The sequence below is a fragment of the Arthrobacter sp. NPDC057013 genome (assembly GCF_042674585.1).
GTDB lineage: Bacteria > Actinomycetota > Actinomycetes > Actinomycetales > Micrococcaceae > Arthrobacter.
On record NZ_JBHUSE010000007.1, the window covers coordinates 140,021 to 159,498 of the forward strand.

General features: G+C 68.5%; 19 protein-coding genes and 1 riboswitch. Of the genes, 5 read left to right on the top strand and 14 right to left on the bottom strand.

What is annotated here, in order from left to right; translation table 11 throughout:
- Positions 1-143: 143 nt before the first annotated feature.
- The 5 genes from ACFTSA_RS11895 to cycA form a co-directional block, all read right to left on the bottom strand.
- Positions 144-830: an SAM-dependent methyltransferase gene (locus tag ACFTSA_RS11895; RefSeq protein WP_377951482.1), complete on the bottom strand. Its 687-nt coding sequence runs from the start codon at positions 828-830 to the stop codon at positions 144-146.
- A gap of 42 nt (positions 831-872) precedes the next feature.
- The gene (locus ACFTSA_RS11900; protein WP_377951484.1) at positions 873-1,187 is read right to left on the bottom strand and encodes a Rieske (2Fe-2S) protein; all 315 of its coding nucleotides are present in this window, start codon (positions 1,185-1,187) and stop codon (positions 873-875) included.
- Positions 1,184-3,697, bottom strand: a complete 2,514-nt coding sequence (gene nirB / locus ACFTSA_RS11905; protein ID WP_377951486.1) for a nitrite reductase large subunit NirB — start codon at positions 3,695-3,697, stop codon at positions 1,184-1,186. Before nirB ends, ACFTSA_RS11900 begins: the two co-directional genes overlap by 4 nt.
- A complete protein-coding gene (locus ACFTSA_RS11910; RefSeq protein ID WP_377951487.1) occupies positions 3,697-4,044 on the bottom strand; it encodes a molybdopterin oxidoreductase in 348 nt (115 codons plus the stop codon). The genes nirB and ACFTSA_RS11910 overlap by 1 nt, the downstream gene beginning before the upstream one ends.
- 247 nt (positions 4,045-4,291) lie before the next feature.
- On the bottom strand, positions 4,292-5,779 hold the full coding sequence (gene cycA, locus ACFTSA_RS11915; protein ID WP_377951489.1) for a D-serine/D-alanine/glycine transporter: 1,488 nt from the start codon (positions 5,777-5,779) through the stop codon (positions 4,292-4,294).
- A gap of 644 nt (positions 5,780-6,423) precedes the next feature.
- Between cycA and ACFTSA_RS11920 the strand changes: the two genes are divergently transcribed.
- Entirely contained in the window at positions 6,424-8,292 is a 1,869-nt protein-coding gene (locus tag ACFTSA_RS11920) for a DEAD/DEAH box helicase (RefSeq protein ID WP_377951491.1), read from the top strand.
- An 83-nt stretch (positions 8,293-8,375) separates the two neighbouring features.
- Here the strand turns inward: ACFTSA_RS11920 and ACFTSA_RS11925 are convergent, their stop codons facing one another.
- The 4 genes from ACFTSA_RS11925 to ACFTSA_RS11940 all read right to left on the bottom strand — a co-directional run bounded on the left by ACFTSA_RS11925 (position 8,376) and on the right by ACFTSA_RS11940 (position 10,564).
- Complete coding sequence (locus ACFTSA_RS11925) at positions 8,376-9,026, bottom strand: MBL fold metallo-hydrolase (RefSeq protein WP_377951492.1); 651 nt, start codon at positions 9,024-9,026, stop codon at positions 8,376-8,378.
- A gap of 44 nt (positions 9,027-9,070) precedes the next feature.
- Positions 9,071-9,442 carry a DMT family transporter gene (locus ACFTSA_RS11930; protein ID WP_377951602.1) on the bottom strand — a complete coding sequence of 124 codons (372 nt, stop codon included), beginning with the start codon at positions 9,440-9,442 and terminating at the stop codon, positions 9,071-9,073.
- Positions 9,442-9,765, bottom strand: coding sequence for an SMR family transporter (locus tag ACFTSA_RS11935; protein WP_331574297.1), 324 nt, complete (start codon positions 9,763-9,765; stop codon positions 9,442-9,444). Before ACFTSA_RS11935 ends, ACFTSA_RS11930 begins: the two co-directional genes overlap by 1 nt.
- A gap of 9 nt (positions 9,766-9,774) precedes the next feature.
- A riboswitch (guanidine-III (ykkC-III) riboswitch) is annotated at positions 9,775-9,842 on the bottom strand.
- A gap of 80 nt (positions 9,843-9,922) precedes the next feature.
- Positions 9,923-10,564, bottom strand: coding sequence for a HutD family protein (locus ACFTSA_RS11940; RefSeq protein ID WP_377951493.1), 642 nt, complete (start codon positions 10,562-10,564; stop codon positions 9,923-9,925).
- 118 nt (positions 10,565-10,682) lie between these two features.
- Between ACFTSA_RS11940 and ACFTSA_RS11945 the strand changes: the two genes are divergently transcribed.
- The 3 genes from ACFTSA_RS11945 to ACFTSA_RS11955 are packed head-to-tail and all read left to right on the top strand — an operon-like array spanning position 10,683 to position 12,967.
- Positions 10,683-11,279, top strand: a complete 597-nt coding sequence (locus ACFTSA_RS11945; RefSeq protein ID WP_377951494.1) for a phosphoribosylanthranilate isomerase — start codon at positions 10,683-10,685, stop codon at positions 11,277-11,279.
- Between the two features lie 24 nt (positions 11,280-11,303).
- Positions 11,304-12,506, top strand: coding sequence for an MFS transporter (locus ACFTSA_RS11950; protein ID WP_377951495.1), 1,203 nt, complete (start codon positions 11,304-11,306; stop codon positions 12,504-12,506).
- Positions 12,507-12,565: 59 nt separating this feature from the next.
- Complete coding sequence (locus ACFTSA_RS11955) at positions 12,566-12,967, top strand: YccF domain-containing protein (protein WP_377951496.1); 402 nt, start codon at positions 12,566-12,568, stop codon at positions 12,965-12,967.
- 17 nt (positions 12,968-12,984) lie between these two features.
- Here ACFTSA_RS11955 and ACFTSA_RS11960 read toward each other — a convergent pair whose 3' ends face one another.
- From ACFTSA_RS11960 to ACFTSA_RS11975, 4 genes are all read right to left on the bottom strand, one after another.
- On the bottom strand, positions 12,985-13,854 hold the full coding sequence (locus tag ACFTSA_RS11960; protein WP_377951497.1) for a DUF4031 domain-containing protein: 870 nt from the start codon (positions 13,852-13,854) through the stop codon (positions 12,985-12,987).
- An 84-nt stretch (positions 13,855-13,938) separates the two neighbouring features.
- Positions 13,939-14,676 carry a hypothetical protein gene (locus tag ACFTSA_RS11965; protein ID WP_377951499.1) on the bottom strand — a complete coding sequence of 246 codons (738 nt, stop codon included), beginning with the start codon at positions 14,674-14,676 and terminating at the stop codon, positions 13,939-13,941.
- Positions 14,677-14,938: 262 nt separating this feature from the next.
- Positions 14,939-15,355: a hypothetical protein gene (locus tag ACFTSA_RS11970; RefSeq protein ID WP_377951501.1), complete on the bottom strand. Its 417-nt coding sequence runs from the start codon at positions 15,353-15,355 to the stop codon at positions 14,939-14,941.
- The gene (locus tag ACFTSA_RS11975; RefSeq protein WP_377951503.1) at positions 15,345-17,099 is read right to left on the bottom strand and encodes a hypothetical protein; all 1,755 of its coding nucleotides are present in this window, start codon (positions 17,097-17,099) and stop codon (positions 15,345-15,347) included. The genes ACFTSA_RS11970 and ACFTSA_RS11975 overlap by 11 nt, the downstream gene beginning before the upstream one ends.
- Before the next feature lie 57 nt (positions 17,100-17,156).
- Between ACFTSA_RS11975 and ACFTSA_RS11980 the strand changes: the two genes are divergently transcribed.
- Positions 17,157-17,318 carry a hypothetical protein gene (locus ACFTSA_RS11980; RefSeq protein ID WP_377951504.1) on the top strand — a complete coding sequence of 54 codons (162 nt, stop codon included), beginning with the start codon at positions 17,157-17,159 and terminating at the stop codon, positions 17,316-17,318.
- Between the two features lie 38 nt (positions 17,319-17,356).
- On the opposite strand, the gene ACFTSA_RS11985 is transcribed toward ACFTSA_RS11980, so the two are convergent.
- Complete coding sequence (locus ACFTSA_RS11985) at positions 17,357-19,477, bottom strand: glycosyltransferase (RefSeq protein ID WP_377951505.1); 2,121 nt, start codon at positions 19,475-19,477, stop codon at positions 17,357-17,359.
- Between the last annotated feature and the right edge of the window lies 1 nt (position 19,478).

Below are 19,478 nucleotides of genomic sequence, written 5' to 3' on the forward strand. Positions count from 1 at the left end.
CCCGCGCCCCCCCAACCCCCCCCCCCCCCGTTTTTTTTTTCACCTCGATCCCCTAATAACCCCTTTTCTTTGGCGTTATTGGCCAACAAAAACTCCATGCCAGGCGGGAGGGTTTTAGGTGGGACGGTTTTAGGTGAGACGGTTTAGGTGGGTGGCTGCAGGCGGGTGGCCCGCAGGACGGCGTCGGCGAGCGTGGCTGACTGGCCGTCCGGGCCGGTGGCTTCCCGTTCCCGGCTGGCTGCAACCTCCACGCGCCACTCTGGCGGTGCAATGCCGAGCTCGGCCGCGGCCTGCTCAGCCGTGAAGAACATCCCGGGACCACCCCCATGGCCGTCGCCGCCGTGCGCATGGCTGTCCCCGTCCGACAGACTGCGCCATGGCGGCAGGCCGTCGGGGTGGTGGCCGACAATCAGCAGTGTCCCGCCCGGGCGCACCGCATCCGCGGCCACCCGGTGCGGCCGTTGCCACGGCGCCTCGGTGGAGTGCAGGAACTGGGCGGACACGAGGTCGAACTGCTCCTCCGGCGCCCACGCGTCAAGGTCGCGCTGCAGCCACGTGATCCTGTTCCCGGCCGGAGAGGATGCGGCATGCAGCCCGGCCCGTTCCAGTGCGACGGCGGAGACGTCCACCGCGGTCACGGTCCAGCCCTGTTCGGCGAGCCACAGGGCATCTGCACCCTCGCCGCAGCCCAGGTCCAGGGCGGTGCCCGGCCTCAGTCCGGCTGCCTCGGCCACCAGCTGCGGGTTGGGCCGGCCACTCCACACGCGCGGCCTGCTGCGGTACAAATCGTCCCAATGGCGCGCGGCGCCGTCGTGCCCCTCGTGGTCCATGGGGATACCCTGCCACAGAATCCGGGGTCTACCTAGGGCGTGTCAGGGGAGCCGGACCACCACGTTCTGCGATTCGTCCGTGAACGCCGGATAGCTGCGCAGGGGCCCGGCGCCGGTGGTGGAGCAGCCTGTCTCCAGCTCAAACACGTGCTGGTGCAGCGGGCACATCACCACGTCCCCGTCGATGCTGCCGTCGGCGATAGGGCCGCCCCTGTGGGGGCAGACAGCCGAGACCGCGCGGAGGGAACCATCCCGGAGACGGAACACCGCGATCTGTTCGCCCGCCACGCCGTACGCCCGCCCCTCGCCCACCGGGATCTGGTCCACTGGTCCCAAGACATGCAGCCCGGCGCTCATCGAACGGGCACCTGAGGGAGCACCTTGAGCGGAAGCGACGTGCGGAACTGGCCGGGGGTGAACGGATCGTTGCGCTCGGCCCACGGGTCGGCGTAGCTGTCGACGGATCGCTGCATGGCCTCATCGAGCCGGGCGGCGATCCCTTCGGCGTCGTCCACGATCACCGCACGGAGGTGCTCAATACCGACGCGCGGCACGAAGGAGTACGTGCGTTCGAGCCAGTTGGCCTGTTCGCGGTAGTACTGCATGAACCGCCCGGCCAGCAACGTCACGGTCGCGGGGTCGTCCACGGTGGCCAGCAGGTCCCCCTTCCGGATGTGGGCGCCGGCGGCGCCGCCGACGTAGATTTCCCAGCGTCCGCCGTCGACCGCCACCACCCCCACGTCCTTGACCAGCGATTCGGCGCAGTTCCGCGGGCAGCCGGACACCGCCAGCTTCAGTTTCGCGGGTGATTCAATGCCCTGGAACCGCGACTCGATCTCGATGCCCAGCTTCGTCGAATCACCCGTACCGAAGCGGCAGAACTCCTGCCCCACGCAGGTCTTGACGGTGCGGAAGCTCTTTCCGTACGCGTAACCCGACGGCATGTCCAGGTCCGCCCAGACCTTCGGCAGGTCCTCCTTGGGAACACCGAGCAGGTCGATCCGCTGCCCGCCCGTCAGCTTCACCAGCGGGATGTTGTACTTGTCCGCGACGTCGGCGATCCGGCGGAGCTGCTCCGGGGAGGTCACCCCGCCCTTCATCTGCGGCACCACGGAGAACGTCCCGTCACGCTGGATGTTGGCGTGGACGCGGTCGTTGACGAACCGCGCATCGCGCTCGTCAATGTATTCACCGGCCCACATCATCTTCAGCAGGGACGCCAGGCCCATCTTCGATTTGGCGTCCTCGGTGCCGCCCGGAGCCAGCGCCGCGAACACGGCGGAGACGGACCGCAGGCCCTGCCCGCGGATCGCCGCCATCAGCGCGGCTTTCTCCAGCGGCACGCCGGGAACGTAATAGGCGGCCGCCGGGTCCTCCGCCACGGCGCCGTCGGCGGCCCATTCCACCACTTGCCGGACCAGCAGCTTGCAGGAGCCACAGCCCTTGCCGGCCCGGGTGGCATCCATGACGCCGGACAGCGTGGTGCAGCCGCCCCGCACGGTGTCCGCGAGGGCCTGCTTGCTGACGCCGTTGCAGTTGCAGACCTGGGCATCGCCGTCGAGTTCGGCCACACCGTCCGCCTCGCCGGGTCCGCCGAGATCGAACAGCAGCGAGACCCGTTCCTCCGGCAGCGGCAGCCCGCGGTCGAACGCCTGCGTCAGATAGGCCACCTTCCGGCTGTCCCCCAGCAGTGTTGCGCCCACGATCTTGCTGTCGCGGATCACGATCGACTTGAACACGCCCCGGCTTGGCTCGGAAAACACCACGTGCTCGTCGGTGTCCCGTTCCGGGGCCTGCAGCCCCATGGATGCGACGTCGACGCCGGCTACCTTGAGTTTGGTGGCGGTGCGGGATCCCAGGTAGACGGAGGAAGGATTTGCTCCGGTGACGTGGTCTGCCAGTACGGCGGCCTGCTCCCACAGCGGCGCCACCAGACCGTATACCTCGCCGCGGTGCTGGACGCATTCACCAACTGCGTAGATCTCGTCCTCGTCCGGGACGCGCATGTGGTCGTCCACCACTATGGCCCGCTCCACCGGCAGGCCGCTGGTCACGGCCACTTCCACGTTGGGGCGGATTCCGGCGGCCACCACCACCATGTCGCAGGCGATGTCCGGCGCGTCCCGCAACTGGACGCCGCGCACCTTGTCGCCGCCCAGGATGGCGGTGGTACGGCTGCTGGTATGGACCCTGATGCCGAGCGCCTCGACGCTGCGGCGCAGGACCGCGCCGCCGTCGGGCCCCATCTGCGCGTTCATCAGGTGCGCGCCGGAATGAACGACGTCGACGCCGACGCCATTGCTTTGCAGGCCCCGTGCGGCTTCCAGCCCCAGCAGTCCGCCCCCGATCACGACGGCCTGGCGGTGGTGGTCCTGCCGGGCGTAGGACATCATGCCCCTGGTGTCGTCGATGGTGCGGAACGCGAACACGCCGGGCAACAGCCGCCCTCCCGGTGTGTAAAGGCCCTCGACGGCGGGCATGAACGAGCGGCTGCCGGTGGCGATGATGAGGACGTCGTATGGGGTGGCCCGGCCGTCGTCAGAGAACACCAGCTTGGCGAAGCGGTCGATCCTTTCCACCCGGACGCCCGCGTGCAGCGTGATGCCGTTCTCCCGGTACCAGTCCAGCGAGTTCAGGAAAATGCCGCCGGCGTCCTCTTCGCCGGAGAGGACATGGCTGAGCATGATCCGGTTGTAGTTGCCGTAGGGCTCGTCGCCGAACATGGTGATCCTGTGCTGGACGGCGCCGCCGCGGGCCAGGATTTCCTCGACGGCCCGGGCTCCGGCCATCCCGTTGCCGATCACCACGAGCCGGCGCCGGGTGTCGCCCGGAGCGCGTCGGGCGGAGCGGCTGGCGAGCGCTGTCATCAGTGTTCCACCATGCCCATGTCGATCACCACGGATCCGGTGACCCCCGTGTCCGCCAGCAGCCGCAGCTCGATCAGGGAGCCGCCGTCGATGTCTTCCACCACGCGGAGCGGGACGTGCACGTCGCCTTTCGCGGCAATCGGGAAGTACCGCATGGGCACGCCGTCGCGCATCAGCACCACCGTGATCAGCTCCGCGGAGGAGTTGCCGCCGCGGAAGTACAGGGTCTGGTTGATGACTCCGTCCGGGACGAAACGGGAGAGCTGGCTGTGGATCGGCACGGCCTTTTCGAGCCCGGCACCGTCGAACGGGAAGACGCCCTGAAGGAAGATGTTCTTCAAGATCACGGTTGGATCCTTTCGGCGGAGGGACGCTGCGGCCGCTGCCATCAGCCCGGCATGAGTCCATCCTTCGCCGCGCGTGTTACAGCGCCCGGCGGCCTGTGTAATTTCCGCTTAACACCTTCCTCACCGTTGTCCGGCGTGCATCCTGTTCCCGGAGACACCCGGACAGGGCGGGCCGGGAACAGGGCAAAGAAAAACCGCGCCGCGGACCACCGGGGTGGCCGCAGCGCGGTTTTCTGAGGGTGCGGAATTAGGAGTTGGAAGCCGCAGCGGGGACGCTGGTGTTCCCGGCCTTCCATTCCTCGATCCGTGCTTGCTGCAGCGGCGTCTGGCGGTTGAAGTACCAGGCCGCGCCCAGCAGCAGGAACCACACCGGGGCAACCACCAGCGCGAGCCGGGTGTCCTCGGCCTGGGCCAGCGCCACGAGCATGAACACGAAGAACGCCAGGACCACGTAGGGCATGAAGGCCGAACCCGGCATCTTGAAGGCGGACGCCTCGTGGAGTTCCGGCCGGCGGCGGCGGAACACGATGTAGCTGATGAGGATCATCGACCAGACGAACATGGTCAGCACCGATGCCACGGAGGTGACGATGGTGAAGGCGCCGATCACGGAGTCGCCCGCGTACAGCAGGACCAGTCCGGCCAGCAGGAAGATGCAGGAGAACAGCAGCGCGTTCTGCGGAACCTTGCGGACGCTCAGCTTGCCGAAGGCCTTCGGGGCGTTGCCGTCCTGCGCCAGGCCGTAGACCATGCGCGAGGTGGAGTAGATGCCCGAGTTGGCGCTGGACGCTGCCGAGGTGAGAACCACCAGGTTGATCACGACGGCGGCGATCCCCAGGCCTGCGAGGGTGAACATGCCGATGAACGGGCTGCTGGCGGGGTCGATGCTGCGCCACGGGTTGACGGCCATGATGACCACCAGGGCGCCCACGTAGAAGAGCAGGACGCGGATGGGGATCGAGTTGATGGCCCGGGGGAGGTTCTTTTCCGGATCCTTGGTTTCGGCGGCCGCCGTGCCCACGAGTTCAATGCCGGCGAACGCGAAGATGGCGATCTGGAAGCCGAGGATGAAGCCGAACAGGCCGTGCGGGAACATGCCGCCGTCATTCCACATGTTCGCCAGGTTGGCCACCGCGCCGCTCGGCGAGGTGAAATTGGTGGCGATCATGACCACGCCGGTGGCGATCAGGGCGAGGATGGCGACCACCTTGATGATGGCGAACCAGAATTCGGCCTCGCCGAAGGCCTTGACCGTGGGAAGGTTCAGCAGGATGAGTACCACGGGCGTGATCAGTGCCGGGATCCACAGGGGCGTGCCCGGAGCGAGCTTGTCCACGTAGCCGGCGATGGCCACGATGTCGGCCACGCCCGTCACCACCCAGAAGAACCAGTAGGACCAGCCGGTGAAGAACCCTGCCCACGGGCCGAGGATGTCCCCGGCGAAGTCGCTGAAGGATTTGTAGTTCAGGTTGGAGAGCAGGATCTCGCCCATGGCCCGCATGACGAAGAACAGCATGAAGCCGATGATCATGTACACGAAAATGACGGACGGGCCCGCAAGGGAAATGGTCTTGCCGGAACCCATGAACAGGCCGGTGCCAATGGCGCCGCCGATGGCCAGGAGCTGGATGTGGCGGTTGCCAAGTCCGCGGGCGAGGTGCGGTTCCCTGCCCTGGCCCGGCTCATCTCGTTCTGTGGCGGGTTGAACGGAAATGCTGGTGGTGCGTTCAGACATCAAGTCTTCTTCCTTGTCACAGGTGCCGGCACGTGCGCGAGGTTGCCGTGCCGGCCGCGTCGGTCCGCCGGAGATGTGACGGAGCTAACAATTGGGATGGTGTTAAGACTATGAGCGGCGGAACGCTGCCTGCGCGCGCCGGCCGCCCGGGGTGCCCGGCGGGAAGCGGGCGGGCTGCCTGCATGACGGCCGGAATGGCGCGGCCGGAAAACGCATTTCCGCAGTCCAGCGCGGAATCAGCCCCAGTAGCGGGAAATTCGCAGCGAACAGGAAACGCCGCAATAGTCTTCGACATATGTCCAGCATGCCAGTCCCAAGTGTCGCTCATTGTTGGCCGTGACCTGCATCACCCACCTCCAGGCGGTGCTGGGGAGGCGCGAATAGGGCCCGGAACGCCCGGATGGTAGACTGGTGGGACTTGATGTGCAGTGATGCCCGCTTTGCTCTGTAACTTGGAGAGTGGGCTTTTTTCATGTGAGAGGCACATCCTGCGTCGATGAACGCTATTGGTCCCGGCGGCCGCTGTTTGAATTCTGGCAGCAGCCCGGTTGATCACCTGACTTTTCTTCGGCGACCCCCTGGGCCAACCGGCTTCGGGGGCCGATATCCGCTGGATACCGCCTGAAAGACCCTGATAAACGCATATGACTACTTTTGCTGCCCTCGGCACGCCCAAGGCACTCACCGAAACCCTGACTGCCCAGGGCATCGAATCCCCGTTCCCCATCCAGGTCAAGACGCTGCCGGACACCCTGGCCGGCCGCGACGTCCTGGGCCGTGGCCGCACCGGCTCCGGTAAAACCATCGCCTTCGCCATCCCCCTCGTGGCCCGCCTCGCCGAGCGCGAAGCAGCCTACTTCCGCAAGCCCGGCCGCCCCATGGGCCTGGTCCTGGCGCCCACCCGTGAACTGGCCACCCAGATCAACGCAACCATCGAGCCGCTGGCCAAGGCCATGGGCCTGAACACCACCGTGATCTACGGCGGCATCTCCCAGGCGCGCCAGGAGAAGGCCCTGCGCGCCGGCGTCGACATCGTCATCGCCTGCCCGGGCCGGCTGGAGGACCTGATCCGCCAGCGCATCCTGACCCTTGAGGCCGTGGAGGTCACGGTCCTGGACGAGGCCGACCATATGGCCGACCTCGGCTTCCTGCCTGTGGTCAAGAAGCTCATGGACATGACCCCGAGCCAGGGCCAGCGCCTGCTGTTCTCCGCCACGCTGGACAACGGCGTGGACAAGATCGTCCAGCGCTACCTGTCCAACCCGCTGACCCACTCCGTGGACGATCCGCAGGCCGCGGTGACCACCATGGAGCACCACGTGCTGGTGGTCAATGACCAGACCGTCAAGAAGCAGCTGATCGTTGAACTGGCGTCCGGCGCCGGCCGCCGCGTGCTGTTCATGCGGACCAAGCACCACGCCCGCAAGCTGGCCAAGACCCTGACCGACGCCGGGATTCCCGCCGTCGATTTGCACGGCAACCTCTCGCAGAACGCCCGTGACCGCAACCTCGCCGAATTCTCCTCAGGTGAGGTCCGGGTCCTGGTGGCCACCGACGTCGCCGCCCGCGGTGTGCACGTCGACGACGTCGAACTGGTCATCCACGTCGACCCGCCCACCGAGCACAAGGCTTACCTGCACCGCTCGGGCCGTACCGCCCGTGCCGGCTCCGACGGCACCGTGGTCACGCTGACCCTGCCCGAGCAGCAGACGGACGTCCGGAAGCTCATGAAGGCCGCAGGCGTTGAGGTCACCTTCGAGCGGGTCACCGCCAGCTCGCCGATCGTCGCCGAGCTCGTGGGCGAGATCGCCGACAAGGTGGACCCCCGGACCCGCGCCGCACTCCTCTCGGCCAAGGCGCCGCAGCAGGGCGGCGGCACGTCCACCGGCGCCAACGCCGAACGCAAGCGCGCACGCCGCCAGGCATCACCCACGGCCGGTGGCCGGGGCGGCCGCGGCGGCCGCGGACGGGTTTCCGCCGAGGCTCCCCGCACGGACCTGCCCCGCGCCGAACGCCGTGCCGCTGCCTACGAGGGCCGCGCCGCTGCCCGTGATGCTGCCGAGCGCACCATTGAACAGAACGAGGACCGCGCCACTGCCGCAGCGGCAGCCCGCCGCAACGCACGCGGCCGTGGCACGGCGTCGACGCACCGCAACGATGTTCCTGCCGCTGGTGGCCGCTCAGCGGCTGGCCGAGGTTCGGACGGGCGTGCAGCAGAGGGCCGGGGCGATTCCCGCTTCACCCGCAGCGATGCCCCCCGTGGCGGCACCGGTCGGCCGGCCACCGGCGGCCAGCGCAGCGGACGTCCGGCCACCGGACAGCGCGCCGCCGCCGGCAGCAAGACCGGCGGCTCCAAGGCGGTCTGGTCCTCCACCACCGGCGGCACGTCCGGCGGATCCTACGCCGGCGGTTCCTCCGCGGGCGGCAGCGGCCGCTCCGGTGACGGCCGTCCGGCCCGGAAGGCTCCGCGCCGCGCGTCGGCCCCGGCGTCGAACGAGCGCCGCGGCCGCTAATCAACATCGAGTGCTCCGAAACCGCCGTTTTGAAGGTTGAAAACGGCAGTTATGGAGCACTCGATGCGCTTTAAAGCCGGAACTCACCAGCCGCGGGCGCGCCACTCGTCGAGGTGCGGGCGTTCCGCGCCGAGCGTGGTGGGTTTGCCGTGGCCCGGGTGCACCACGGTGTTGTCCGGGTAGACGTCGAAGATCCGCTCCCTGACGTCGGTGAGCAGCTGGTTGAACCGCTCGGGATCCTTCTGGGTGTTGCCCACGCCGCCCGGGAACAGGGAGTCGCCGGAGAAAATGTGAGCCGGTCCCTCGGGGTCCTGGTAGACCAGCGCCACGGAACCGGGGGTGTGGCCACGCAGGTGGACGGCGGTGACGTCGAATCCGTCGAAGTTCCCGACGTCGCCGTGGTCCAGCAGCACATCCACCTTCACGGGAAGTTCCGGGGCGTCGTCCGTGCCGGCGGCGGTCCTGGCCCCGGTGGCTTCGACGAGGGCCGGCAGCGCCCGCACGTGGTCCCAGTGCTGGTGCGTGGTGGCGATGAGCTCCAGCCTCGGCTGGCCTGACGTGTCAGCAGCGGCGTCGGCCAGCAGGCCCTGGATGGCCGGCAGGTCATCCGCGGCGTCAATCAGCAGCTGAGCTCCGGACTCCTTTGCCGTCAGCAGATACACGTTGTTGTCCATCTCGCTGACCGAGATCCGGCGGATGGTGATGTCCCGAAGTGAGTGAATGAGCGTCTCCATGAGCCCAGTCTATGAAGACGCCCCGTTTATGAAGGACACCCGGGCTATGGAGCGGTATCAGCCCCGCGCCGGCGGCCAGGGCCCGACGGGAGCATCTTGAGCCCGGCCGCGCATCCCACAATCCCCGCGATGAAGAGCACCTTCAGGAGGCTGAAGGGTTCGACGCCGGTGGCCATGGCCCAGCCGACCGTCAGGGCTGCGCCAATCCCTACCCAGACGGCGTAGGCGGTTCCGAGCGGGATGTGCTTCACGGCCATGCCCAGACCCTGCATGCTCAGCGCGGCCGTTACGACAAAAACGACTGCGGGCAGCGGGCGGGTCAGTCCGTCGGACAGGCCCAATGCCGTGGCCCAGACAGCTTCCAGGACCGCCGATGCGAGCAGGATCATCCAGGCCGTGGCAGGCTTCGCAAGCATCACGCCACCGCCTTCAGGCCAACCACGCACGCGGCGATGCCGCCGAGCAACAGCAGCCGCGCCGCCGTCGGCCGTTCAACTTTGGCCACGATCGCGTAGGCCGACGTCAGCACCACACCCACACCGACCCACACCGCGTAGGCGGTGCCGGTGGGAATGGACTGCATCGCGATGCCGAGGCCGGCGGTGCTGGCCACGACGGCGACGAGGAAGAGCGCCCCGGCCGCGACCCTGCGCCGGCCCGTGGATTGGGAGGCCCGGTGCAGCGCTGCCGCCCACACCGCCTCGAGGGCGCCGGAAAGAATGAGGATGAACCACGACATGACAGATCCTTTGGCCAGTCTTGTCGCGCACCGGGTACTGAACCGTCGTCCGGAGGTCCGGGGAAGGGGACCTTGGCTTTTACCCTAGCAACGCCCGACGGCGGGGGCCACTGTTGGTGGCAAAACTCACCGGCAGCGTCGAGGCGACCTCCTCCATCTAGCCCGTTACCGGATCGATGGACACGACGGCCAGGAACCCGCGGCCCAGGATTTCCGGCGTTTGGCTGTCCGAGCCCACCACTGCGTCATAGCGGCCGAGCGGGACGGGCGGGCTGTCCGGCCCGGCGCCGGACTCGTCCACCCCCGCGCTTCCCGGGCTCACGGCGCTTCCCGGGCTGACCGTTGCCTGTCCCTGCAGCAGGATGCCCAGCTGGCCCGCAAACACAGGATGGGCACGCTTCTTGGACAGCTCGATGATCGAGGTGTACGCCTTGAAGGCGCCCTCCCGGGCAATGACATTAAGGTTGCGGACATCCCCGGTGGGCAGGGCGGAGGAGGAGGCCGCGCCGCCGGGAAAGCGGAACGGCCGGTATTTTTCGAGCGGGTGCTCGGTGCCGTCCACGGCCAGCAACAGCAGTTCGCCCTCGACGACGGTCAGCACCCGTTCCATCCCCGGGAAGGGGGAGTACTCCCCGGCGCTGGTGACGTCGGCGATGCTGACCCGCCAGTCCCACGCCCCGTCTTCAGATGCAGCGATGCCGGCTGAGGCACCTCCACTGTGGCTGGCAAGCTCACGGGTGACCCCGCCACCGTTGCGCCAGGGCTGGGGTTTGAGGTCGGCGAAGCGGATGATCTGCATCAGCCCAGCCTATCCGCGCGTTGCCCCGCTCTCCCTCCGCGCGTAAAGTCGGCGTCGGATCGCCGCGTCGAGGGCGACGCTTTCAACAACGACGCTTTCAACAACAAGGAGCCGGTGAATGTTCGTCAAAGTCTGCGGCCTGAGCACGCCTGAATCTGTCCGGGAAGCCGTGGACGCCGGCGCGGACGCCGTCGGATTCGTCCTGACGGCCAGCCCGCGCGTGGTATCGCCCGCGCAGGTCACCAAGCTCGCGAAGGCAGTGCCCGACGGCGTGGCCGCCGTCGGCGTTTTCCGCTCTGAACCGGCCGCCGACGCGGTGGCCATCGCCCGCGCCGCCGGGCTGGACTGGATCCAGCTCCACGGTGAGCGCACACCTGGTGACGTAAAAACAGCGCACGACGCCGGCATGAAGGTCATCCGCGCCGTCACCATGGGTGCCGAACCGGACGCATTTGCCGACTGGGGTGAGGACCTGCTGCTCGTCGACGCCGCAGTTCCCGGTTCCGGCGAGGCCTGGGACTACGGTTCCGTGCGCGACAAAGGACTGGAGGGGCGGCAGTGGCTCCTGGCCGGCGGCCTGGACCCCGCCAATGTGTCCCGGGCCGCCAACGATGCCGGTGCGTGGGGCGTGGACGTCTCTTCCGGCGTCGAGCAAAGCAGGGGAGTGAAGGACCTGGCCAAGATCAGGGCGTTCGTGGCGGCGGCTAAGGGCTGACCGGCCCATGACCCGGTTGACGACGTGACTCCGTCAATAACGGACCGCGGCGCCAGGACATCCGCGGCCCCTCTGTACGCCGCCGGATTCGTGACCGCGTTCGGCGCGCACAGCATTGCCGCCGGCTTGGGCGCCCAGAGCGGCAACATCGGCCTGACCTTGCTGAACCTGGGAATCCTGCTGGCCGTCTACGACCTCTCCGAGGTGTTCCTCAAACCCGTCTTTGGGACGCTGAGCGACCGGATCGGGGCCAAGCCGGTCATCGTCGGCGGACTCATCGGCTTCGCCGTCCTGTCCCTGATCGGCCTGTGGGCCGCCAATCCGCTGCTGCTGGGCCTCGCCCGCCTGGGCCAGGGCGCCGCCGCCTCGGCGTTTTCTCCCGCGTCCTCGGCCATGGTGGCCCGGCTCTCGGCGGGGAAGAACGCAGGGACCTTCTTCGGCAGGTACGGGTCCTGGAAGAGCCTCGGGTACGTGATCGGCCCGCTGCTCGGTGCCGGGCTGATTGCCGCCGGCGGCTTCGCGCTGCTGTTCGGGGCGTTGTCGGCGCTTGCCGCCGCCACCGCCGCGTGGGTCCTTCTCGCCGTGCCGCACCTGCCGCCGCTCCCGCGCCAGCGGTACACGGTGCTGGACCTGGCCCGGCAGGTTGCCGAGCGCAGGTTCCTGGTTCCCACTTTGGTGCTGGCCGCCTCGATGGGGGCCATGGGGGCCGCAATCGGTTTCCTCCCGGCCCTGGCCGTGCGGCATGGCCTGGATCCTGTGGCGGGCACTGCCGCCGTCAGTGTCCTGGCCGTCGCCTCGCTGCTGGTCCAGCCGCGGGTCGGCGCCTTGCGCGACATGCGCCGCATCGGCGACGCCGGCGGGATGCGCACGGGCCTGCTGCTCACCGCCGCCGGGGTGGGCCTCGTGGCGGCAGCACCGGGGCCGGTCACCATCTTCATCGCCGCGGCGGTGATCGGCGCCGGCGTCGGCGCGGCCACCCCGCTGGGCTTTGCGCATCTGGCGGACACCACGCCCAAGGAAAGGATGGGGCGGACCATGGGCTCGGCCGAGCTCGGACGCGAGCTCGGCGACGCCGGCGCCCCGCTCCTGGTGGGTGCCGTCGCCACCGCCGCCTCACTCCCGCTGGGCCTGGGACTGCTCGCGCTGCTGGTCGCCGCCGCGGGGGTCCCGCGCCTCAGCGCAAGGGCAGGTGTTCGCCAGGGTAAAAGTCCGCAGGCTGAAGGTTAAGGGTTAAATCAGGGCAGATCCCGAGGCGCTTCGGGCTCCGCGACCGGCAGAATGGACGGATGAAGACACTCCTGAACATCATCTGGCTGGTTTTCGGCGGCTTTTGGCTGGCGCTCGGTTACTTCGCCGCCGGCATCATCTGCTGCCTGCTCATCGTGACCATCCCCTGGGGCATCGCCTCCTTCCGGATCGCCTCCTACACCCTGTGGCCCTTCGGGCGGATGGTGGTGGACAAGCCCGGCGGAAACGGCGTGTTTTCGCTGCTCGGCAACGTGATCTGGCTGCTGGTGGCCGGCATCTGGATCGCGGTGGGGCACGTGGTCACAGCAGTCGCCATGGCCCTGACCATCATCGGCATCCCACTGGCCATTGCCAACCTGAAGCTGATCCCGGTTTCGCTGATGCCGCTGGGCAAGCAGATCGTGCCCACGGACAGGCCGTTCATCACCGCCTACCGCTGACCCTCCGGCAGGGCCGGTCAGGCCAGTTCGCCCTGCAGATTCCGGCGGGCGGCGTCCAGCCACAGCTCGCGGGCCCGTTCGGTATGGAAGAGCGGGTCCAGCGCCAGCAGCTGGCGGACGACGGCGGCCCTTCCGGCCGCGAAATCGGCGTCGCCGATGTGCGCATAATCTTCCCGGACGGCGGCCACGTACCGGGCGTAGGGCTCCGGTTCCCCGCCCAGAACCGACAGATCGGCGTCGCAGAGGAGGGCGCCGTCGTCGTCCCCTGCCTCCGGCCGGTGGTCAGACGTGAGCCGGACCAGCCGCGCCACCTCGTCCACGTCGGCAGATGGGAGACCGGCCTGGGCGAGCCGGAGCTCGGCGAGCCGGGCGGATTCCTCCTCGTCCTGGCCCGCCACTCCCCGGTAGACAGCGTCGTGGAACCAGGCCGCCAGGATCACGGTACGCGGCGGCCGGGCGGGTCCGGTGAGCAGGTCCAGTGCTTCGAGCACGGCGAGCAGGTGGGTGCAGTCGTGGTACTTCCGGTGGCTCTCGCTCCAGCGGTCCAGCAGGTCCAGGAACAGGGCGTCGTGGCCCGGCATCAGCGTGTTCCAGCGGTTGAGCAGGGGAGTCTTGAGGGACTTCGTGCGGCTGCGGGCGGGGATCCGGAGCCCGCTGGCAATGAGTTTCCGGACCAGGACCCGCGCCTCCACCGGGATGGCGCCGGCGGCCACCAGATCGTCATAGCGGCGCTGCGGCACGTCGTAGTGGTCGCCGTCGAAGGCCCGCTCCGGGATGCCGGCGGCCGTGGCGAACGCGTGCAGTTCCGCCAGGGAGGTGTCCGAAATCAGGTGCGAAAACAGTGTCTCGTGGGCAGGCCAAAGCGGCGGATCGAGGTAGACGGCCATGGGGAGATTCTAAGCGCAGCACGGCACGGCAGGCGTACTACCGGCCACCGCCTGCCGTGCCGTAGAGGGGTGAACCTGCTGCGGTTAGGACGTCTTCTTGACGATGACGTCGTCGATGTATTCGTCGCCCATCTGGCGGGAGTGCTCCGCTCCAAGCTGCACGTGCGTCAGGCTTGAGACACCGAGGTTCACCGCGCTGCTGGAGAACTCAAGTGCTCCGTCAAACCACACCTTGATGGTGGAGGCGCTGCGGTTGGCAGTGACCTCCATCTGGGCGCGGTGCCAGGTGCTCAGCGGGATGCTGGAGGACTTCAGCTTGGTGTAGGAGAAGGTGCCGTCGGGTGCCGTGACCCGCAGCCACAGCTGGCCGTTGCTGTTGTAGCGGTAGATGTCCGCGATCCGTGTGCCGTTCGAGAAGAACCGCAGGTAGGGGACATCGTTGCCCGTGAGCCCCGCAGTCGTGATGTTGAACCAGCCGTCGGCGTTGGCCGTCCTGGGAGCGGTGGAACCCAGGGAGACGGACATCTTGGCCATCGAGCCGGAGTCATTTGTCACGTGCAGCTTCGCCGAGCAGGTGCCCGTCCGGTGCTGCGAGGTGCTGACTGTCGCGGCCCCGGTGGTCGCCGTGGAGGCGGTGAACGGGGTGAAGGACGCCGTCTCGAAGCTCGTAACGGCCACCGTGGTGCCGGTCAGCGAGTTTGTTGGCTTTACGGTGGAGTTGCTGCAGGTCACAGCATTGGCGGGCGACGAGCCAAGGATCAGCCCGCCCGTCATCAGGACTCCGATGGTGCCCAGGGTGCCCAGTTTCTTCAGCTTGCTCATTGGTTGTCCTATCATTTTCGGTTCGGAGGTCGCCGGCATCGGATGCCGGTCCCGGTCCGGCAGCGGGGGCAGGCCGCGCCAGGAGCGAAACGCCGTCAAAGCAGTTGGATAAGCCTGGTCAGAAGCGAAACGCAGATTAGGGAAAGGAGAGCCGCTGCGGTGTAAACCGCAGCTTTCGGCAGGGGAGCATCCGGCCGAACTATGCGCAAGGCATCACACGTGACCACTGCCACCACAGTGGCAAAGCCAGCCAAAAAGACGATCATGACGCACCTGCCGTGGAAACCTGGACCCTCCTGGCCCCGAGGACCAGCAGGAGGAGGGTGATCAGCGACAGCACCAGCACCGCCACCGGCGGGGACCACATCCGCGCAAAGACCATGCCTGTGGACACGATCGTGGCGAGGGCCAGGCTTGAAGCGACGGCGATGGATATGGCCAGCGGAAGACTGCTCTTGGCAGCCGAGCGGTGGGCGCCGGCACCGTCGGCGTCTCCTTCAGCGCCGGGATCAGCGGAGCCGAGCCTGAGGTAGAGCACCAGGGCGGTTCCCGGTCCGGCGAGCATCAGGAGGCCGATGACGGCCAGCCGCAGTCCCTCCGGACCGAAAAATGACAGCGGGACCGCGGCGACGGCGAGGACCGCCACCACCCATGCGATGTGATTACGATCAATTGCCATTGCCTGCTCCTTGAATATGGAAGACCACGCCACCGGCGTTCTCGAACATCTTCGTCCAGCCCGGGGAGCTGCCACAGGTGGCAATGAAGTGGTCAAGATCCCCCGGGGGCGTCGTTTCGAGAAGGTCCGCGGCCCGCTTCTGGCTGGTCGTGACGATCAGGTAGGCCCCTGACTGCTGGGCGATCCTGTTGGCGGATTCGCAGCTCAGCGGCGCCGCGCCGGGCCTCGGCTGGGCGGCCAGAAGGGCTCGGTAGTCGTAGTCGGCGTACTTCTGGAACTGCCAGGGCGAATTGCGGACCGCTTCGATGAGGATCGATCCCTGCGGTGCGGTCGCGTAGAGCTGGTTGACCAGGGCGACCTCGTCCGGCGTGAACTTCTCCATGCTGTCGTTGCCGTACCGCGTCACCACCGTGGCCGTCGCCAGCACGGAGCCCATCGCCAGCAGGGCCAGTGCGCGCCGCCAGCCCGGGCCGCCGCGGCGGTCCGGCATGAGCGTCAGCACGGCGAGGCAGGCAGCGAACGGCAGGCTGAAGAGGTACAGGCGCAGCAGCAGCTCGCCGCCGTAGGCCTGGCCGGGAACCAGAAGCAGCGGTGCCAGCGCACCGAGCGCGGCGGTGAGCCAGGCGGCGCGCCGCCGGTGCGCCAGGAAGGCTCCGGCGGCGGCGAGGATCCACACCAGCGCCACTTCCGCCAGCCGGATGTAGACCACCAGGACATGGGGATCGCTCCCGGCAACCCGCTGGGAGACCGCGCCGAGGGTGTGGGCCTCGACGTCGCCGAAGGAGCCGAACAGCTGGGTCAGGTGGCCGTCAAAGAAGTCCCGTGCCACGAACACCAGCCACCCGAACGCCAGCACGAAGGCGAGGACGGGCAGGGACGGCGTCCGGAGCCGGCCGCTCAGGAGGAACACGGCAAGGATCGGGATGGCCGCGAACGGCGTGAGCTGGTGGGACGCCGTCATGGCCAGGAGGAGTCCGACGCTGATTATCAGCAGGATGGCAGCATCCACCGGCGGCGGGCTGGACATGCCCTGGTGCGGGACGGTCGGGTCGAGCCGGGTCACGCTGCGGGCCAGGAACCTCGTGAACCGGTTGCTTCCCGTGGGCCAGGCCCAGCCGCTGAACGCGCTCAGGAGACAGGCAAGCAGCGTGACTAGGAGCAGGAAGGCGTACGCCTGGGGTGCGAGGTAGTCCTGCCCCACCCAGCTGGTCAGGTAGAAGAGCCAGACGCCGGCCCACGCCTGCCGGGGCTGGGACGTCAGCCGCCTGGCCAAGGCCAGCAGCGGCGCCAGCAGCAGCAGGTTAATCCCCAGGGGCGCCCACGTGGCGATGCCCATGAGGTCCCGGACGCCCGTTGCGCCGGACAGCAGGCCCAGAAGGTCAAAGAATCCGGGCCAGTTAAAGTAGGCGTCCAGGTTCGTGTCCAGCTGGCCGTTCTGGGCGATGTAGTCGGCGATGCCCAGGTGCCTGTAGCTGGCTTCGAGCCGGGGCAGGCCGTGGATGATGGGATCGGCCGAGTGCAGGATCACCACCAGCACCAGCACCTGCGTGGCCAGCAGCGCGGGGGTGTGCCGCCGCAGGTTGAGTGTGGCCACAAACCCGGTCAGGCTGAGGAAGATGGCCACGAAGAAGGTCGGCGGCACAGCCTCCACCAACCCTGTCCCGCCAATCTGCGCGGGGTCCACGCTCAGCAGGCTCCAGATCCCGAGGGCCAGCGCGGCGGCTGCCAAAGCAGCCAGGGTCACCAGTTTCCAGGGCGGGGTGGGGCCGTGATGGACGACGGCGGGTGGTTCAGTTCCGCCATGCCTGGCACCGCTGTGCTTGGTTTCGGCATGCTCGCCGTGCTTGGCTACACCGTGTTTTGCGTCGTGGTGGCCGCTGCCGTGGTGGGTTTCGCCATGCTTCGGCTCGGCATGGCGGTGCGGGGCATGCGAGGGCGGGGCCGGCGTCGGAGGGGCTGGTGACGGCGGCGCTGCCGGGGCCGTGGAAGTGGGCTCGGGTGTCATGGCTTCTCGATTCCGGTCGGCTGATTGAGTGCCGCTGATGGAACCTGGACCGGTTCAGCGGCGGGCATGGCGGGAGTCAGCATCCGAAGGCGCCAAACGGCCATCAATGCGGCGGCGGCCTGGGCGCCGGACCAGAGGGCCGAGACGCCGGTGAGGCCGAACTGTTGGGCGGTGAAGGCAGCAGGGGCCACGATGAGGACGGCGGCGGACACCGCCACCGTGGTGGCTTCGGCGAGCCGGCCCTGGGCACGGCACAGGCCGAAGTAGACCTGGGTGACGCAGCCCAGCAGCAGGGCCGGTATCAGGACGGGAAGTAGTACGGCGGCCGCGGCGTACTCCGGGCCAAGGAAGTTGAGCAGGAAGGGACCGGCGAGCAGCAACATCACACCGGCGGCGAGGGTGAGGCCGAGGCTGGCCTTGAGCGCGGACGAGACCAGTCCGGGCCGTGACCTGCCGCCAGCCAGCGCGGTCTGCAGCGAGAACCCGGCGGACTGGGGCACAAAAAAGACCGCGGACGCCATCATCCACACCATGTACCAGGATGCCGTTGCGGCCGGGCCGAGGACGGCGGCCACGATGAGCGGTAGGAGGTAGCCGGGGGCGCGGTCGGCGAGCATCAGCGCATGGTTCGGCAGGCCGGGCTTGAGCAGCCGCAGGGCCGGTCCGGGGCGGAGCCCGTGCCTCCAGTCCGGAGACACCCCGGCGCGGTTGAGCTGGCGCAGCCCGAGGACCACGCTGGCCAGGGCGCCGGCGGCCACCGCACCAACCACCACTGCCACTTCCCGGATGCCGGCGGCGAGGGCAAAGGCCAGTACGGCCAGCTGCACCACGCTTTGGGCGAGGCTTCTGACCAGTGCGCGATCGGAGCGTTCCTGCGCCACGCCCACGTGGTCCAGCTGGTACGCGGCCGCGGCAAACAGGGCCGTCGCGGCGAACAGCCCGGTCATGACGGGATCATTCCAGGCCACGCCCACGCCGGAGCCCAGCCCATAGGTCACCGCTGCCACCGCGCCGGACACAACCACCGTGGAAACCCCGACGGTGAGGAGGCCGCTGGCAACCAGCCGTCGGCCGCCGTCGGACTGTTCGGGGAGCAGGGTGAGCGTGGCCGGCCCCACTCCCAGCATCCCAAGCTGCACGGTCAGGAGGGCCGCGGCCACCACGGCCGAACCCATGCCTAGCTGCGCGGGGGTAAGCATGATCGCCGCCATCGCCCAGAACAGGAACCCGGTGGCCATCGGGGCCACCCGGGCGGCAGTCAGCCAGGCGGCATTCCCGCCCACGGAGAGCCCTGTGCCGGGCGGACGGAGGAGTTCGCCGAACATCGACCTGTAGTTGTACGCCAGGAAGCAGGCCCAGTACGCCAGGAAGCGGGGTGCGTGCAGCAGCGACAGGCCGACGCCGCGGATAGTGGCCAGCAGCGGCAGCACCACAAGCCAGCCGGCGCGGCCGGGGTGCTTGCGGACGGTGCGGGCCAGCCCGGCGCCGTCCTGGAGCCACTGGTCGCGGGCGGCGTCGAACGAGTCCATGAATCGATGCCGCACCGCCGTGGTGCTGGAAACGCCAAGCTTGTAGCCTGCCTCCTCGAGCCTGATCCTGAGCTCGATGTCCTCACCCGAGCGGAAGGTGTCGTCGAACGCCACAGACAGCAGGACTTTCCGGCGGATGAGGGTGGCGCACACCCCGAACCATGACCGGACCCGGCTGTGGATGTGGTGCCAGGCCAGGGCCGCGCCCCAGTAGCCCGGGCCGTCCGCTTCGCTGACCAGGCCGAACTGGAGACCGTCGTAGCCGCAGGCCTTGAACTCGTCCAGGAGCCCACCCAGGGCCCCCGGCGGCAGGACGACGTCGGCGTCGATCAGGGCAACGAGGTCGGAGCAGGCGTTCTCGACGCCGAGCATCCGCGCGGCCGGCAGCCCGCGGCCCTCATCCGAGATGACGCGGGCGCCCATGGACCGTGCGATCTCCACCGTGTTGTCCGTGGAGCAGCCGTCCACCACGATGATCTCCCGCGGTTTTTCGGCGCGGATGGATTCCAGGCATTCGCCGAGCCAACGGGCCGCGTTGCGCGCGGGAACCACCACGGACACCTCGAGGTCGCTCACGTGGGCCCGCATG